The organism is Pseudoalteromonas sp. SR43-2, from assembly GCF_014163885.1.
GTDB lineage: Bacteria > Pseudomonadota > Gammaproteobacteria > Enterobacterales > Alteromonadaceae > Pseudoalteromonas > Pseudoalteromonas distincta.
On sequence record NZ_JACJED010000001.1, the window covers coordinates 326212 to 340468 of the forward strand.

The window sequence follows — 14257 nt, forward strand, 5'->3', positions numbered from 1 at the left end:
AATACCGCTTATTTTTATAATTGTGTGCAGAGAGAGTGTTGTGTGTAAGTATTTATTTTTAATTTTTTTAATAATTAGCTGCCCAAGTTGGGCTGTTGATCCATTTGAAGATTTTCATGAATATGGCAAGCTCTCTGATGAAGAAATTCATGAGTTACACAAAGGTGATATGCTTTACGGTGATACTGAATTTGGTTTTATTCTAAGTAAAGGTAACACCAATTCGACCAGTTTTAAGCTCAAAGGTAATTTATACCAAGATTTTGAAAAGTGGCGTAACCAATTTAAAATAGACTCTCTTTATAAGCGTGATGAGAACGATGAAAGCGGTGGCACTGATGTTACAGCTAATCGTATTTTTGTATCAGCGCAAGGTAACTATAAAGTAGGTGTTAAAAACTCCTCATTTTTTATTTACGGTGATTACGAAGAAGATGAGTTTAGTGGACTTGATTTTAAAAGCACGGTGGCGACAGGCTATGGTGCGCGTGTATATCAAGGCTCTAAAAACAAAGTAGATATTGATATAGGACCTGGTTTATACCGTTCAGTCGCCGATGAAGATTCGGATGTGAGCGAAGATGAAATTGATAAAACCGGTTATTTAGTACGTGTTGCAATGCAGTGGGAACGTTTGGTCTCTAAGCGTACTCGTTTTAATCAAGATGTGAGTATAGAGCAGTCGCTTTCAGGTCTTAATTCTCGCTTAAAATCGGAAACAGCACTGATAAGCCAAGTGATTGGCGCGGTATCACTCAAATTTACCTACATGTATCGTTATAATTCAAAACCCGAAGATGATAAACTCAAGTTTGACTCAGAGCTGAGTGCTACATTGGTATACAGCTTTTAAGTATTTATTTAATTTAGAGAATATTATGTATCAGCATAAACAGTATGCGGTGTTTATCTTTTTTGTATTAGCGTGGATTGGCGGTTTTGTGGCGCTTGCGTGGAACTTGTTAGGCGCTGATGGACCTTTAATAATATTTACTGGGATTTTAGTGCTGGTGGGCTTTTTGTTCCATGGCCTAACAGTAAAAGTAGATGATAAAAATATTAGCTGGGCGTTTGGTCCAGGCGTTGCTGGGCAAAGTATTGAGCTTAGCGAAGTAGCAGAAGCAAAAGCAGTTCAAAACTCTTACAGGCACGGTATTGGTATGCGAATTACTCATGATGGTTGGGTATATACAGTATCTGGCTTTAGTGCAATACAGTTAACGCTCAAAGATGGCACCTTGTATAGAGTTGGTACAAACGATCAAAAAGGTTTACTAGCTGCTTTAAAAGAAAAAAACGTATCAATCGCGCTGCCTAGTAAGCCAAAAGCTGAAACGGTTAAGCGTAACAATATGATATAAAAAAAGCGCCTAAGGCGCTTTTTTTATTTGTTTAGCAGTGCATTAGTGGTCGTGGCCACACCCACCTTCGCCATGTACGTGGCCGTGAGTTAATTCATCTTCTGTAGCATCACGTACTTCTAGTATTTCTACATCAAAGTTAAGTGTTATACCTGCAAGTGGGTTATTACCATCTACAATCACTTCTTCATCTTGGATATCGATGATCATTACTGATTGGTCACCATCATCTGTTGATGCACGAAATTGCATGCCAACTTCAATTTCCATACCTTCAAACATTGATTTAGGTACTGCTTGCATTAGGTTTTCGTGGCGCTCGCCGTAACCTTCTTCAGGTTCAACCTTTACGCTAAGCGTGTCGCCTGGTTGCTTGCCCAGCAAAGCATTTTCTAGGCCTGAAATTAAATAGCCTGTGCCAATGATAAAGTGTAGTGGCTCACCACCGAACGAGTTATCAATGCTATTGCCATCATTATCCATTACTGAATAATGCATTTTTACCACTTTGTTTGCCGCAACGATCATAGTCATTCCTATTTATTCATCTTCAAGAGAGTAGGGTAGAGGCAGAATGCTTAGCTCCACCTGAGGTGTGTGTTTTGCACGAAGTACCTGAGTTACATCAGTATCGTTTGGCAACACAACGAGGCCTGTTAATTTATTTGTTTGCTCATCAAAGCTTTGTGCAATAAGTTTACCTGCACGGCGCCAATTTTCGCCTAATTGGGTTTCTAAATCAGGCTCTGAAAGAATCCCTTCGCTTTGCCCTGAAACGATATACATTGCACGTTTATTTTTACCAAGGTACTTCATACGGGCTACGGTTTCTTGACCTGTATAACACCCTTTTTTGAAACTTATACCGCCAATAGCATGTAGGTTTACCATTTGAGGAACGTACTCGCCAATTGCATCTGCACTTAGCTGAGGCTCACCGGCAAGCATCGCTGCTTGTTGCCAAGGGGCTTCGTTATCAAGTGTGGATACGTTATCAGGCATGCTAAATTGGTTATCAACCATTATTAAAACACGGTTATCAGCTAATTTTAGCGCTTTGCCATTAGTAAAATCACACGCGCTTGCATCGCCTTCAAAGCTAATATCAAGTTGTGCCAGTACATCAGATAAATCATCACCAATTAAACCAATTAAACGTTTTGAGCATTCAGTAATATCAACTTTTGCAAATACAGCGTATTTTTTAAGTTCAGCTAATGATTTTTCAACTTCAGCTTGGCTACCTGCAAGGTAGTAACTATCTTGGTAAGAAAATAATTTAAATACACCCCAAAGTTTACCTTTGGCGCTGCAATGGCCAGCCCACAAATAATTACTGCTGGTTAATTTATTTAGATCTTGAGTGATTTGTCCGTGCAGATAAGATAATTTATCAGCACCGCGGAGGCTAATAAGTTGATGAGATAACGGACATGCATAAACGCTCGACATAAAAACCTTCTTTGCAATATAAATGAAGTGACATAATAACGCAGTTGTTACGTATGGTACAGACAAGCGCTTATTGGTGCGGGTTTATTATTTAATGAGAGATTAATAGCTGCTAAACAGGCTTGTGTTTGTTAAACTCGAGTCAATTAAGTATGAGGTTTAAAATGGTTGAAATTCATAGTAAAGCACGTATTCGTTGGGCTTGTCGTCGTGGCATGTTAGAGCTAGATGTTTTGTTTATGCCGTTTGTAGAAGAAGCATACGACTCTTTGAGCGCAGAGCAACAGGCTATCTTTCAACGTTTGCTAACAGAAGAAGACCCTGACTTATTTGCATGGTTTATGGGTCATGAAGAATGTAAAGACGAGCAGTTAAACGGTATGGTTTCGCTGATCTTAGACCGAGTTCGTGTATAGGTTTACGGTTACGAATAATAAAGCTGACCACAAACCAATTGTGGTCTTTTTTTGCATGCTCAGTTTTATATTATGTTTATTTTTGGATTCACTATTAGCTATGCTTTTTTGTTTAATAATTAATGCACTAGCTGGCTTGATAATGTGGCGCAAGGTATTAGCAATTCACCCGCATGAGGGCATTATAATATTAGAACCAAAGTTATTTAGGTTTGAGGGCGAGAGCTTAAAAATTCAGGGGGAAATAAGTAACAAAAGCCGATTTTATGGTAATAATATATGGCTTCATATTAAAGGTTTTAGTAACAACCATTGGCTTATAATTTCAGCCAATGGCGTTAATGAGCAAAGTTATGCGCGTCTAAAACGTGCCACTGTCGGCGCAATTAATTGCGTTTTGGAGTCAAAATAGTCGGCATTGGATTTTCACTTTGTTCAGGGTAATCAATAGTGTAATGCAAGCCTCTGCTTTCTTTTCGCTCCATAGCACTTCTAATAATAAGCTCTGATACTTGCACTAAATTACGAAGCTCAAGTAAGTTGTTACTTACTCTAAAGTTTGCATAGTAATCGTGTATTTCTTGCTGTAGCAACTCAACTCTATGAAGTGCTCGTTCTAAGCGTTTAGTAGAGCGTACAATACCTACATAATCCCACATAAATAAACGTAGTTCATGCCAGTTATGGGTAATAACAATTTCTTCATCTGAGTTACTAACACGGCTCTCATCCCAATGAGGAAGCGCCATCGGCTCTGGTGCATGTTCAATTTTACTTAAAATATCTTTAGCTGCAGCGTGGGCAAATACAATGCACTCTAATAGTGAATTACTTGCCATACGGTTTGCACCATGTAAACCTGTGTAAGCAACTTCACCTACAGCATATAAGTTATCGAGATCTGTTTTGCCGTTAAAGTCAGTCATTACACCACCACAGGTATAATGCGCAGCAGGCACAACTGGGATTGCTTCTTTCGTTATATCGAGGCCTACACTTAAGCATTTTGCGTAAATAGTAGGAAAGTGCTCAATAATAAAGTCTTTATCTTTGTGGCTAATATCTAAATAAACACAGTTAGCGCCTAAGCGCTTCATTTCAAAATCGATTGCGCGTGCCACTATATCGCGTGGAGCAAGCTCTTCACGGCTATCAAAGTCTTTCATAAACCGAGTTCCATCAGGGCGCTTTAAATAAGCCCCTTCACCGCGCATGGCTTCGGTAATCAAAAAGTTTTGTAGCTCTGGATGATAAAGACTTGTTGGATGAAATTGATTAAATTCCATATTGGCAACTTTACAACCTGCACGCCAAGCCATTGCAATACCATCACCACTTGATACGTCTGGATTAGATGTATATAAATACACTTTACTTGCACCACCGGTTGCAAGAGCAACAAATTTAGCTGAAATGGTTTCTACCTTTTTAGCTTTTTTGTTCCACACATACATGCCTTCAATGTGTGAGCCTGTTTTTCCGGCGCTTTTATCTGTGATTAAATCAATGGCGTTGTACTGCTCTAAAAGCGTTATATTTTTATGAATTTTAACTTGGCTGATAAGTGTTGTTTGCACCGCTTTGCCTGTTGCATCGGCTGCATGCAATATACGGCGATGGCTGTGACCACCTTCACGTGTTAAATGAAAACGCTCTTTTCCTTTGCTATCAAACTCCATATCAAAGGGTACGCCTTGGTCGATTAACCACTGTAGGCAATCGTGAGCATTGCTGGCGGTATAATGAACAGCGTCTCTATCGCATAAACCGCCGCCTGCATCGAGTGTATCTTCAACATGAGATTCTATGCTGTCGTTTTGTTTATCAAATACAGCAGCTATACCGCCTTGGGCATACAAAGTAGAACCTTCAGTAAGCGCTCCTTTACTGATCACGGTAACGTTACAATAATTAGCTAGAGATAATGCAAGTGATAAGCCTGCTGCGCCGCTACCTATAATAGCGACATCTGCAATGTGATGTTTATTTTGGTTCATGTCAGAGGTACTTTGCGGTTACAATGCCCATATAGAGCAATATTTGTTTTTAATATCTGTAGTTGTATCATATTTGCCATACTACTACGTAGTGATTTTAAAGGCTTAGCGCCGTTATTATCATCTATTTTATAAAAAAATAATATTAAGCAGAACTTTTTATTCATAAAGAGGTCAGAGTATTTGTGAACAATGACGACAATATGAATAACAAGCAAAAATCAGACATAGGAGTACCGGCTCGAATGAGCGAGCAGGAATTAGATTTAGTGCTAGTAAAAAGGGTCCAGCAAGGAGATAAAAACGCCTTCAACCTATTAGTAAAGAAGTATCAAAACAAAATTGCAGGTTTGATCTCACGTTATGTATCTAACCAAGGCGATATTGCTGATGTAGCACAAGAAGCTTTTATTAAAGCTTACCGTGCACTTCCTAACTTTAGAGGTGACAGCGCCTTTTACACGTGGTTATACCGTATTGCCGTTAATTGTGCTAAAAATTACTTAGTAGCTCAGGGGCGCAAGCCGCCAGCAAATGATATAGACGCTGAAGATGCCGAGTTTTATGATTGTGCAGATTCAATGCGATCGAATGCATCTCCTGAAAACCTACTTTTAAGCGAAGAAGTACGCGCTGTTATTTTTAATACGATTGATAGTTTGCCTGAAGATCTTAAAACCGCAATCACCCTTAGAGAAATAGAAGGGATGAGCTATGAAGAAATAGCAGTGGTAATGGATTGCCCAGTCGGGACTGTGCGTTCGCGTATATTTCGTGCCCGTGAAGCAATTGATAACAAATTAAACCCATTAATAGGCGAGTCTTAGTATGACAAAAGCACACCTTAACAAGTTAGATAACGAAGCGTTATCGGCATTACTTGATGGCGAGCAACATCTAACTGATGCAAAAATTGCAGAGCAAGATGTAACTACGTTTGGCCGTTATGCGTTAATTGGTGATGCGATGCGTGCTCAAAAAAATAATAACGACATACATATTGATATTAGCGATCGCGTTGCATTAGCACTAGAAAGCGAGCCTGTTTATGCTGACTTTAGTCAGTCAAAAACACAGCCTCAAGCAATCAGTGAAACAGTACAAGATAATAAAGTAGTCGCTTTTAATTGGCGCAAACCAGTTGCTCAATTAGCTATTGCAGCAAGTGTAGCGATGTTTGCTATTGTGGGCGTTAATACGCTTCCTCAAAGTAACAATGAGCAGCAAAGTGAAATTCCATTACTGCAAACCACACCGCTAGCAGGTATGGCCTCGCCAGTAAGTTACTCATCTGAGCCTGCGCTTGAAAATGCTGAGCAAGGTTTACGTGAACTACAGCAACAGCGTATTGGTGCGTTAGTTCTTGAGCATCAACGCCAAGCACGAGTTGCGAATTCTTTAGAAACAGCGCAAACTAATACCAAAGCGTCTGAGGAAAAAAACTAATTAAATGAAAGTAATCACTTTTGTTCTGTCGTTGGTAGTAAGCTTTAATGCATTTGCCAACGACACAAATCCTGCCAAAGATTTATTACTCAAAATGGCTAATGCCGTTCACACCCGTAATTTTGACGCCTCGTTTGTGGTTGTTAAAGGTAAAACAATGGAACCCTACCGATGGGTGCATGCTTTACAAGGTGACACCGAGCTTGAGCATTTAAGTTTACTTAACGGTGCTGGGCTTGAAATGGTCCGTATCGATAATCAAGTTACTTATTTTGAACCTCAGTCTGAACCATATTCTCTAAAAACAGATTCAATAGCAGGTCCAATCCCCGAAGTACTTTTTAAAGATATAGATCGCTTAAGTGCGCACTATGATTTTGTACTAGGCGGTAAAGGGCGTATTGCAGGGCGCGCAGCGCAACTTGTTCGCATTGAATCTAAAGACGAGTATAAATATAATTATTGGATTTGGCTGGATATGGAATCGTCGTTGTTGCTAAAAGCCGCGTATGTTAACCATGAAGGTGAAGCCTTAGAGCAGTTACAGCTTACACATATTAGTGTGACAGAGCAGCCAGCCGGTATGCTAGTTGAAGTGCTCAATCGAAACTTTCCAACGCCTTTGCCAAACGATGCACTTATAAATGAAGATAGTACTGCCACTAATTGGAAAATTAGCTGGTTACCAGATGGCTTTGAGTTGCTAAAATCAGACAGACATAAGCTCGATTTAAATAACGAGTTAACTGATTATTACTTGTTCTCTGATGGTTTTGTTGAGGTTTCTGTATTTATTCAGCGCCCATTACCAGGTAAGCGTTTAAGTGGAGCACTCACTTCTGGTGCAACGACAGTATATGTGCATAATGGCGGTAATTTTGATGTTTCGGTTGTTGGTAATGTACCGAGTATGACCGCAAAAGCGATTGCGGAGTCAGTTACCCGCGCACTATAGACGATTCCGTAAGGATTGTTATGATTGAACAAACCCTCACTGTTGTGGCCCTCGATGGCCACATTGCTCATTTAGAAGCACAGCAAAAACAAGCTTGTGAAGGCTGCAATGGTCGTTGCGGCTCACAAGTGTTTAGTAAATTATTTGGCACTGCAAAAAAAACCTTTCCTTATAAATTTGAATCCTCAGTAGAAATAGGGCAAAAGGTCACTTTGTCACTAGATGATAGTCATGTTGTTAAGCATGCTTTTGCGGTTTACATGCTACCGCTCCTTTTGAGTCTTGTTTTTGCATTTGTTGCGGCGCAATTGTTTATAGCTTCCGAAGGCTGGCAGATTTTAGCTGCTGCTCTAGGTGGCGTTACTGGCTTTTTTATAGCTAAAACTCGCGTGAAATCTCTAAAGCACGATATAAAAGTTATAAAAATTCACCCAATTAGTATCCCTTTAACTCAAATAGATGGTGATTGACGCCAATTAAATGTAAAATTGCCGTTTTATACCAAAGTAACTTGGAAATACAGGGAACCGTGGTTTTTTAAATTATTTTATCTGGCTGAATTATTTAAGTTAAGTAAATATAACTTATTGTTATTCAATACATAAAATGGTTATAACCCATCTTAAAAAGCGTAAGTACAGTTTGTTATATACAAATTTAGCTTATGGCATCCTAAAGCAAGTATTTTCAAGTCACTTAGGTATTCATATTTAGTCCATTAAAATAGAAGTATAGAATCCAGTTTATGAAGCATATCCGTAATTTTTCGATCATCGCCCATATTGACCATGGTAAATCGACCCTTTCAGATCGTTTGATCCAAGTTTGTGGCGGTTTAACCGACCGTGAAATGCAAAAACAAGTTTTGGATTCAATGGATATTGAGCGCGAACGTGGTATTACCATTAAAGCGCAAAGTGTAACGTTGAATTACAAAGCGAACGACGGCGAAACCTACCAACTTAATTTCATTGATACTCCAGGACACGTTGATTTTACGTATGAAGTTTCACGATCTTTAGCTGCTTGTGAAGGCGCGTTGCTTGTTGTTGATGCAGGCCAAGGCGTTGAAGCACAAACACTAGCTAACTGTTACACCGCTATTGAAATGGAATTAGAAGTAATTCCAGTACTTAATAAAATCGATTTACCGCAAGCGGATCCTTTACGTGTTGCAGAAGAAATTGAAGAGATTATTGGTATTGATGCCCTTGATGCAGTGCAGTGTAGCGCTAAAACAGGTGTAGGTATTGCCGAAGTTCTTGAAATGATTGTTAAAGATGTACCGCCGCCAGTAGGCGACAAAGATGCACCTTTACAAGCACTTATTATCGATTCTTGGTTTGACCCATACCAAGGCGTTGTATCACTAGTGCGTATTAAGCACGGTGAATTACGCACTGGCGACAAAATAAAAATAATGTCGAACGAGCATATACATACTGCCGACCAAGTAGGTGTGTTTACACCTAAGCAAACCAACACCGGTATTTTAAGAACAGGTGAAGTAGGGTTTGTTATTGCTGGTATTAAAGAGATACATGGTGCGCCAGTAGGTGACACTATTACTCATCAAAAAAATGCAGCTCCACTTCGCTTACCTGGCTTTCAAAAAATTAAGCCTCAGGTTTATGCGGGTATGTTCCCAATTGCATCAGATGAGTATGAATCGTTCCGTGATGCACTTAATAAATTAAGCTTAAACGATGCGTCGTTATTCTTTGAACCAGAGAATTCAACTGCACTAGGCTTTGGTTTCCGCTGTGGCTTCTTAGGTATGCTACACATGGAAATCATTCAAGAGCGTTTAGAGCGTGAATACGATATTGATTTAATTACAACAGCACCTACGGTAATCTATGAGATAGTTACTAAAGAAGGTACATTTCAGATTGATAATCCATCTGATTTGCCTGCAGTAAACGATATTGTAGAGATTCGTGAGCCGATTGTTGAAGCTAATATTTTGGTACCACAAGAATACCTAGGTAACGTTATTACTTTGTGTATTGAAAAACGTGGTAGCCAAACAAAAATGACTTATCACGGAAAGCAAGTAGCTGTAACTTACGAGCTACCTATGGCTGAAGTGGTGATGGATTTCTTTGATAAATTAAAATCTACTAGCCGTGGTTTTGCGTCGCTTGATTATAACTTTAAACACTTTCAAACATCAGATATGGTGCGTGTTGATATTTTAATCAATGGTGAGCGCGTTGACGCACTTGCGATAATTGTTCACAGAGATGGTGCACAGTCTCGTGGTCGCCAGTTAGCTGATGCGTTAAAAGAGCTTATCCCACGTCAAATGTTTGATATAGCGATTCAAGCTGCTATCGGACAACATGTTATTGCCCGTACCACGGTAAAACAATTACGTAAAAACGTAATTGCTAAGTGTTACGGTGGTGATGTGAGCCGTAAGAAAAAGCTACTTAAAAAGCAAAAAGATGGTAAAAAACGTATGAAGCAAGTAGGTAATGTTGAAGTGCCTCAAGAAGCGTTTTTAGCTATTTTAAAAGTTGGCAAATAAAAACAAAGGATTATAAATGGCTGGTTATTTTTCAGTTTTATTGGTGTTATTAACTTTAGGCTCAGGCTTAATATGGTTAATAGATCACCTAATGTACGCCCCAAAAAGGCAGGAGCGCTTAGCGATAGCGCAAACGTCTGCTGGAGCTCCGTTAGATGAAGAAACTGCGGCATTAATTGCACCAGAACCAGTACTAACAGAAACAGCAAAGTCGATTTTCCCGATGATTGCAGCAATTACTATTTTTAGATCATTTATCTTTGAACCGTTTCAAATTCCATCCGGTTCAATGATGCCTACATTATTAGTAGGTGATTTTATTTTAGTACAAAAGTATTCATATGGAATAAAAGACCCTGTTTGGCGTACTCAATTAGTTGATATTGGGCAGCCTGAGCGTGGTGATATTGTTGTTTTTAAATACCCTTTAGACGAAAATGTTGACTATATTAAACGTACAATTGGTTTACCTGGCGATAAAATTGTTTATCGCGATAAACGTTTATATATTCAGCCAAATTGTAAAGAAGGCGAAACCCAGCAGGGTGAGCTTTTATGTAATGAATTCAATAAAATTGATTTTAAACTAATTAATGATAACGAATTTAAACAAGGCCCAATGCCTCTAGCTCGTGTAAATGAAAATTTAACAACAGTTACGCATGATATATTAATCAACCCACAAGCGCCTGAGAGAAAAGGGCGTTACTACCAGCAACCGGGCACGCCTTCTGATGAATGGACTGTTCCTGCTGATCATTATTTTATGATGGGTGATAACCGCGACAACAGCCAAGATGGTCGCTTTTGGGGCTTTGTACCAAAAGAAAACTTGGTGGGTAAAGCTGTCTTTATATGGATGAGTTTTGAATTTGAGAATGGCCCTGATGATATTTTACCAGGATGGGTTCCAACTGGTGTTCGCTTTGAGCGCCTAGGTAATATTCAGTAACGATGAAAAAAAATGTAACAGAATTATATAAAAAAATTGGCTATGAATTTGCCGATCAAGGTTTACTTGAGCAAGCAATGACGCACCGCAGCCACAAAGGCCAGCATAATGAGCGACTAGAATTTTTAGGCGACTCTATTTTAAGCTTTGTGATTGCCAATGCACTTTATGCCAAATTTCCTAAAGCGCGTGAAGGCGATTTAAGCCGCATGCGCTCAACGCTTGTGCGTGGTCAAACACTTGCCGAGTTTGGTCTTGAATTTGGCCTAGGCGATTATTTACGCTTAGGGCCGGGCGAGCTTAAAAGTGGCGGATTCCGTCGCGAGTCAACGCTTGCTGATGCAGTAGAAGCTATTATTGGCGCTGCATTTTTAGATTCAGGTATTGATAGCTGTGGCGATCTTATATTGTCATGGTACGAATCACGATTAGATGCTATTTCACCAGGGCTTAACCAAAAAGATCCGAAGACCCTGCTGCAAGAGTATTTACAAGCCCGTAAATTATCTTTACCGGGTTACACTGTGGTTGATACCAAAGGCCAAGCACACAATCAAACATTCACGGTCGAATGTATTGTTGATGGAATGGATAGCATAATTTCTGTAGGTAGCTCGCGCCGTAAAGCCGAACAAAAAGCTGCTGAAAAAGCATTGAAGATACTTAAAAATGAACCTTGATACCCTAATACAGCCTCATGAAGGTGATGTAGATACGTTTTGTGGAATGGTTGCTATTGTAGGGCGCCCAAACGTAGGTAAGTCGACTTTGCTTAATGAAATTATTGAGCAAAAAGTGAGTATTACCTCACGTAAACCACAAACCACGCGTCATCGTATTATGGGTATTCATACCGAAGGTAAACACCAAGCGGTATACATAGATACACCAGGTCTACACGTTGAAGAAAAACGTGCGATTAACCGTTTAATGAACCGTGCCGCGTCTAGCTCTATTGGTGATGTTGAGCTTATTATTTTTGTAGTTGAGGGCACTCATTGGAATGCCGATGACGACATGGTACTTAATAAAGTATCGCAAAGTGGTAAGCCGGTATTATTGGTTATTAATAAAATAGACCAAGTTAAAGACCGTGACCTTGTGTTGCCTCATATGAAGTGGTTAAGCGACAAGTTTGATTTTGTTGGAATTATGCCTGTATCGGCAACGCAAGGTAAAAATGTTGATTTAATCAAAGCAGAAGTTACTAAACGCTTACCTCCTTGCGAATTTTACTTTCCGGAAGATTATGTAACTGACCGTTCAATGCGCTTTATGGCAGCTGAAGTAATTCGTGAAAAACTAATGCGTTTTATGGGCGAAGAATTGCCGTATTCTGTAACTGTTGAAATTGAGCAGTTTAAATGGCAAGACAACGGTATTTGGCATATCAACGGGTTGATTCTTGTTGAGCGCGAAACACAAAAACGCATGGTTATTGGTAATAAAGGCGAAAAGCTAAAAACCATTGGCCGTGAAGCCCGTAAAGACATAGAAGAAATGCTTGATAACAAAGTGTTTTTAGAGCTTTGGGTTAAAGTTAAGTCGGGTTGGGCTGACGATGAACGTGCACTAAGAAGCTTAGGTTACAGTGAAGACTAAACCAAGCAGTAGCTTAGTGAATGGATAGCGACTTCTACACCGCGTATTTATTACATAGGCGTCCTTATAGTGACTCCCAAGTAATGTTAGATATGCTTGTAGAAGGCGTTGGTCAGTTAAGAATGCTGGCCCGAATTAGTGGTCGCCAGGCCACTAAACATAAAGCACAACTTCAGCCGTTTCAGGCACTGCTTGTTAATTACAGTGGCAAGTACGATTTAAAATATATCAATAAGTTTGAACTGCATGGGAACTCGCACTTTTTAAAAGGTGATGAGCTTTATTGTGGTTTTTATTTAAATGAGCTTACAAATCGTATCGTTCCTGTTAACGAGCCAATTGAACAAGTATTTGAGCTATATAAAACTCATCTATCAAACCTAAACAGCGGGGCTAATTTACAAGAGGTGCTTCGCTCATACGAGTTTCAACTATTGGAATTACTCGGTTATGGCGTGGATTTTAGTTTTGACGCCAGTGGTGAACCAATAGATGAAAAGCAGACGTATAGTTATTTCCCCGAACTTGGTTTTTTAGTACAAGAAGATACACGTTCTGGATTTAGTGGCAAACAACTTAACGCCATAGCAAATCATGACTTTAGCCAAAATGATGTGCTATATATGGCAAAGCAATTAAGTCGCTATTTATTAAAACCCTTATTAGGTAGTAAACCATTAAAAAGCCGCGAGCTATTTATGGCCTCTCAATAAACGTAATTTTACAGGTAAGAAAATGAAAGATATTCTTTTGGGTGTAAACGTAGATCATATTGCAACACTTCGCCAAGCGCGTGGAACAAGCTATCCAGATCCCGCTCATGCAGCCAGTGTAGCAGAGCATGCAGGCGCAGACGGTATTACGATTCACTTACGTGAAGACAGACGCCATATTCAAGATCGCGACGTTTATGTAATGGCTAAAACCATTCAAACTCGTATGAATCTTGAAACCGCTGTTACCGATGAAATGATAAAAATAGCGCTTGAAGTAAAACCTGAGTACGTGTGTTTAGTACCTGAAAAGCGCGAAGAATTAACAACCGAAGGTGGCTTAGACGTAGCCGGTAATATAGATAAAATTAAAGCAGCAACAAAAACGCTTACCGAAGCGGGTATTAAAGTATCGCTATTTATTGATGCAGATAAAGCACAGTTAGATGCAGCCAAAGAATGTGGTGCTCCTTATGTAGAAATACACACAGGCGCGTACGCTGATGCAACAAATGATACTGATTTATACAAAGAGTTAGAGCACATTCGTGAAGGTGTTAAATACGCAGCAAGCTTAGGTTTGATTGTTAACGCTGGCCATGGTCTTCATTATCATAACGTGAAACCAATCGCTGCAATGCCTGAGATTTATGAGCTAAATATTGGTCACGCTATTATTGCTCGTGCAGCGATAGATGGGCTTGAAAAAGCCGTACGCGACATGAAACGATTAATGATTGAAGCAAGAATGTAAGATAAGCAAACATAAGCATTTAAAAAGCTTAATAAAAAAACGCGGTAAATACCGCGTTTTTTTGTATCTAAAATTC

The 14257-nt window shown here is 39.5% G+C and carries 17 protein-coding genes; 14 read left to right on the forward strand and 3 right to left on the reverse strand.

The features are described from left to right. Positions 1 to 40 precede the first annotated feature (40 nt). Positions 41 to 853, forward strand: coding sequence for a DUF481 domain-containing protein (locus tag H5120_RS01555; RefSeq protein WP_002958728.1), 813 nt, complete (start codon positions 41 to 43; stop codon positions 851 to 853). Between the two features lie 25 nt (positions 854 to 878). Further along, a complete protein-coding gene (locus tag H5120_RS01560; protein ID WP_002958727.1) occupies positions 879 to 1361 on the forward strand; it encodes a hypothetical protein in 483 nt (160 codons plus the stop codon). A 42-nt stretch (positions 1362 to 1403) separates the two neighbouring features. Here H5120_RS01560 and H5120_RS01565 read toward each other — a convergent pair whose 3' ends face one another. Together H5120_RS01565 and H5120_RS01570 are read right to left on the reverse strand one after the other, a co-directional pair. Further along, on the reverse strand, positions 1404 to 1889 hold the full coding sequence (locus tag H5120_RS01565) for a peptidylprolyl isomerase (RefSeq protein ID WP_002958726.1): 486 nt from the start codon (positions 1887 to 1889) through the stop codon (positions 1404 to 1406). Positions 1890 to 1901: 12 nt separating this feature from the next. Continuing rightward, the gene (locus tag H5120_RS01570) at positions 1902 to 2813 is read right to left on the reverse strand and encodes a folate-binding protein YgfZ (protein WP_182673365.1); all 912 of its coding nucleotides are present in this window, start codon (positions 2811 to 2813) and stop codon (positions 1902 to 1904) included. 164 nt (positions 2814 to 2977) lie between these two features. Between H5120_RS01570 and H5120_RS01575 the strand changes: the two genes are divergently transcribed. Further along, complete coding sequence (locus H5120_RS01575) at positions 2978 to 3229, forward strand: succinate dehydrogenase assembly factor 2 (protein WP_002958724.1); 252 nt, start codon at positions 2978 to 2980, stop codon at positions 3227 to 3229. Positions 3230 to 3284: 55 nt separating this feature from the next. Beyond that, positions 3285 to 3641 carry a hypothetical protein gene (locus tag H5120_RS20175; protein ID WP_223231626.1) on the forward strand — a complete coding sequence of 119 codons (357 nt, stop codon included), beginning with the start codon at positions 3285 to 3287 and terminating at the stop codon, positions 3639 to 3641. Here H5120_RS20175 and nadB read toward each other — a convergent pair. Then, the gene (gene nadB, locus H5120_RS01580) at positions 3616 to 5226 is read right to left on the reverse strand and encodes an L-aspartate oxidase (protein ID WP_182673366.1); all 1611 of its coding nucleotides are present in this window, start codon (positions 5224 to 5226) and stop codon (positions 3616 to 3618) included. The genes H5120_RS20175 and nadB overlap by 26 nt on opposite strands. Before the next feature lie 245 nt (positions 5227 to 5471). On the opposite strand from nadB, the gene rpoE reads away from it, so the two are divergent. The 10 genes from rpoE (at position 5472) to pdxJ (ending at position 14181) form a co-directional block, all read left to right on the forward strand. After that, positions 5472 to 6053, forward strand: coding sequence for an RNA polymerase sigma factor RpoE (gene rpoE / locus H5120_RS01585; RefSeq protein WP_002958721.1), 582 nt, complete (start codon positions 5472 to 5474; stop codon positions 6051 to 6053). 1 nt (position 6054) lies between these two features. Continuing rightward, on the forward strand, positions 6055 to 6672 hold the full coding sequence (locus H5120_RS01590) for a sigma-E factor negative regulatory protein (protein ID WP_182673367.1): 618 nt from the start codon (positions 6055 to 6057) through the stop codon (positions 6670 to 6672). Between the two features lie 4 nt (positions 6673 to 6676). After that, positions 6677 to 7627 carry a MucB/RseB C-terminal domain-containing protein gene (locus H5120_RS01595; protein ID WP_002958719.1) on the forward strand — a complete coding sequence of 317 codons (951 nt, stop codon included), beginning with the start codon at positions 6677 to 6679 and terminating at the stop codon, positions 7625 to 7627. Between the two features lie 20 nt (positions 7628 to 7647). Beyond that, the gene (locus H5120_RS01600; RefSeq protein ID WP_024594973.1) at positions 7648 to 8097 is read left to right on the forward strand and encodes a SoxR reducing system RseC family protein; all 450 of its coding nucleotides are present in this window, start codon (positions 7648 to 7650) and stop codon (positions 8095 to 8097) included. A gap of 275 nt (positions 8098 to 8372) precedes the next feature. Then, positions 8373 to 10160: a translation elongation factor 4 gene (gene lepA, locus H5120_RS01605; protein ID WP_002958717.1), complete on the forward strand. Its 1788-nt coding sequence runs from the start codon at positions 8373 to 8375 to the stop codon at positions 10158 to 10160. Positions 10161 to 10176: 16 nt separating this feature from the next. Further along, a complete protein-coding gene (lepB, locus tag H5120_RS01610; protein ID WP_002958716.1) occupies positions 10177 to 11112 on the forward strand; it encodes a signal peptidase I in 936 nt (311 codons plus the stop codon). A gap of 2 nt (positions 11113 to 11114) precedes the next feature. Beyond that, complete coding sequence (rnc, locus tag H5120_RS01615) at positions 11115 to 11792, forward strand: ribonuclease III (protein WP_002958715.1); 678 nt, start codon at positions 11115 to 11117, stop codon at positions 11790 to 11792. Further along, complete coding sequence (gene era / locus H5120_RS01620; RefSeq protein WP_002958714.1) at positions 11782 to 12714, forward strand: GTPase Era; 933 nt, start codon at positions 11782 to 11784, stop codon at positions 12712 to 12714. Before rnc ends, era begins: the two co-directional genes overlap by 11 nt. Positions 12715 to 12734: 20 nt before the next feature. Then, entirely contained in the window at positions 12735 to 13427 is a 693-nt protein-coding gene (gene recO, locus H5120_RS01625; RefSeq protein WP_002958713.1) for a DNA repair protein RecO, read from the forward strand. 22 nt (positions 13428 to 13449) lie between these two features. After that, positions 13450 to 14181, forward strand: coding sequence for a pyridoxine 5'-phosphate synthase (pdxJ, locus tag H5120_RS01630; protein ID WP_182673368.1), 732 nt, complete (start codon positions 13450 to 13452; stop codon positions 14179 to 14181). Positions 14182 to 14257 lie beyond the last annotated feature (76 nt).

Excerpts from the sequence above, each read along its gene's own strand:
- H5120_RS01560 (WP_002958727.1), top strand. The coding sequence starts at position 879 with ATGTATCAGCATAAACAGTATGCGGTGTTTATCTTTTTTGTATTAGCG.
- H5120_RS01565 (WP_002958726.1), bottom strand. The coding sequence starts at position 1,889 with ATGATCGTTGCGGCAAACAAAGTGGTAAAAATGCATTATTCAGTAATG.
- H5120_RS01570 (WP_182673365.1), bottom strand. The coding sequence starts at position 2,813 with ATGTCGAGCGTTTATGCATGTCCGTTATCTCATCAACTTATTAGCCTC.
- H5120_RS01575 (WP_002958724.1), top strand. The coding sequence starts at position 2,978 with ATGGTTGAAATTCATAGTAAAGCACGTATTCGTTGGGCTTGTCGTCGT.
- H5120_RS20175 (WP_223231626.1), top strand. The coding sequence starts at position 3,285 with ATGCTCAGTTTTATATTATGTTTATTTTTGGATTCACTATTAGCTATG.
- nadB (WP_182673366.1), bottom strand. The coding sequence starts at position 5,226 with ATGAACCAAAATAAACATCACATTGCAGATGTCGCTATTATAGGTAGC.
- rpoE (WP_002958721.1), top strand. The coding sequence starts at position 5,472 with ATGAGCGAGCAGGAATTAGATTTAGTGCTAGTAAAAAGGGTCCAGCAA.
- H5120_RS01590 (WP_182673367.1), top strand. The coding sequence starts at position 6,055 with ATGACAAAAGCACACCTTAACAAGTTAGATAACGAAGCGTTATCGGCA.
- H5120_RS01595 (WP_002958719.1), top strand. The coding sequence starts at position 6,677 with ATGAAAGTAATCACTTTTGTTCTGTCGTTGGTAGTAAGCTTTAATGCA.
- H5120_RS01600 (WP_024594973.1), top strand. The coding sequence starts at position 7,648 with ATGATTGAACAAACCCTCACTGTTGTGGCCCTCGATGGCCACATTGCT.
- lepA (WP_002958717.1), top strand. The coding sequence starts at position 8,373 with ATGAAGCATATCCGTAATTTTTCGATCATCGCCCATATTGACCATGGT.
- lepB (WP_002958716.1), top strand. The coding sequence starts at position 10,177 with ATGGCTGGTTATTTTTCAGTTTTATTGGTGTTATTAACTTTAGGCTCA.
- rnc (WP_002958715.1), top strand. The coding sequence starts at position 11,115 with ATGAAAAAAAATGTAACAGAATTATATAAAAAAATTGGCTATGAATTT.
- era (WP_002958714.1), top strand. The coding sequence starts at position 11,782 with ATGAACCTTGATACCCTAATACAGCCTCATGAAGGTGATGTAGATACG.
- recO (WP_002958713.1), top strand. The coding sequence starts at position 12,735 with ATGGATAGCGACTTCTACACCGCGTATTTATTACATAGGCGTCCTTAT.
- pdxJ (WP_182673368.1), top strand. The coding sequence starts at position 13,450 with ATGAAAGATATTCTTTTGGGTGTAAACGTAGATCATATTGCAACACTT.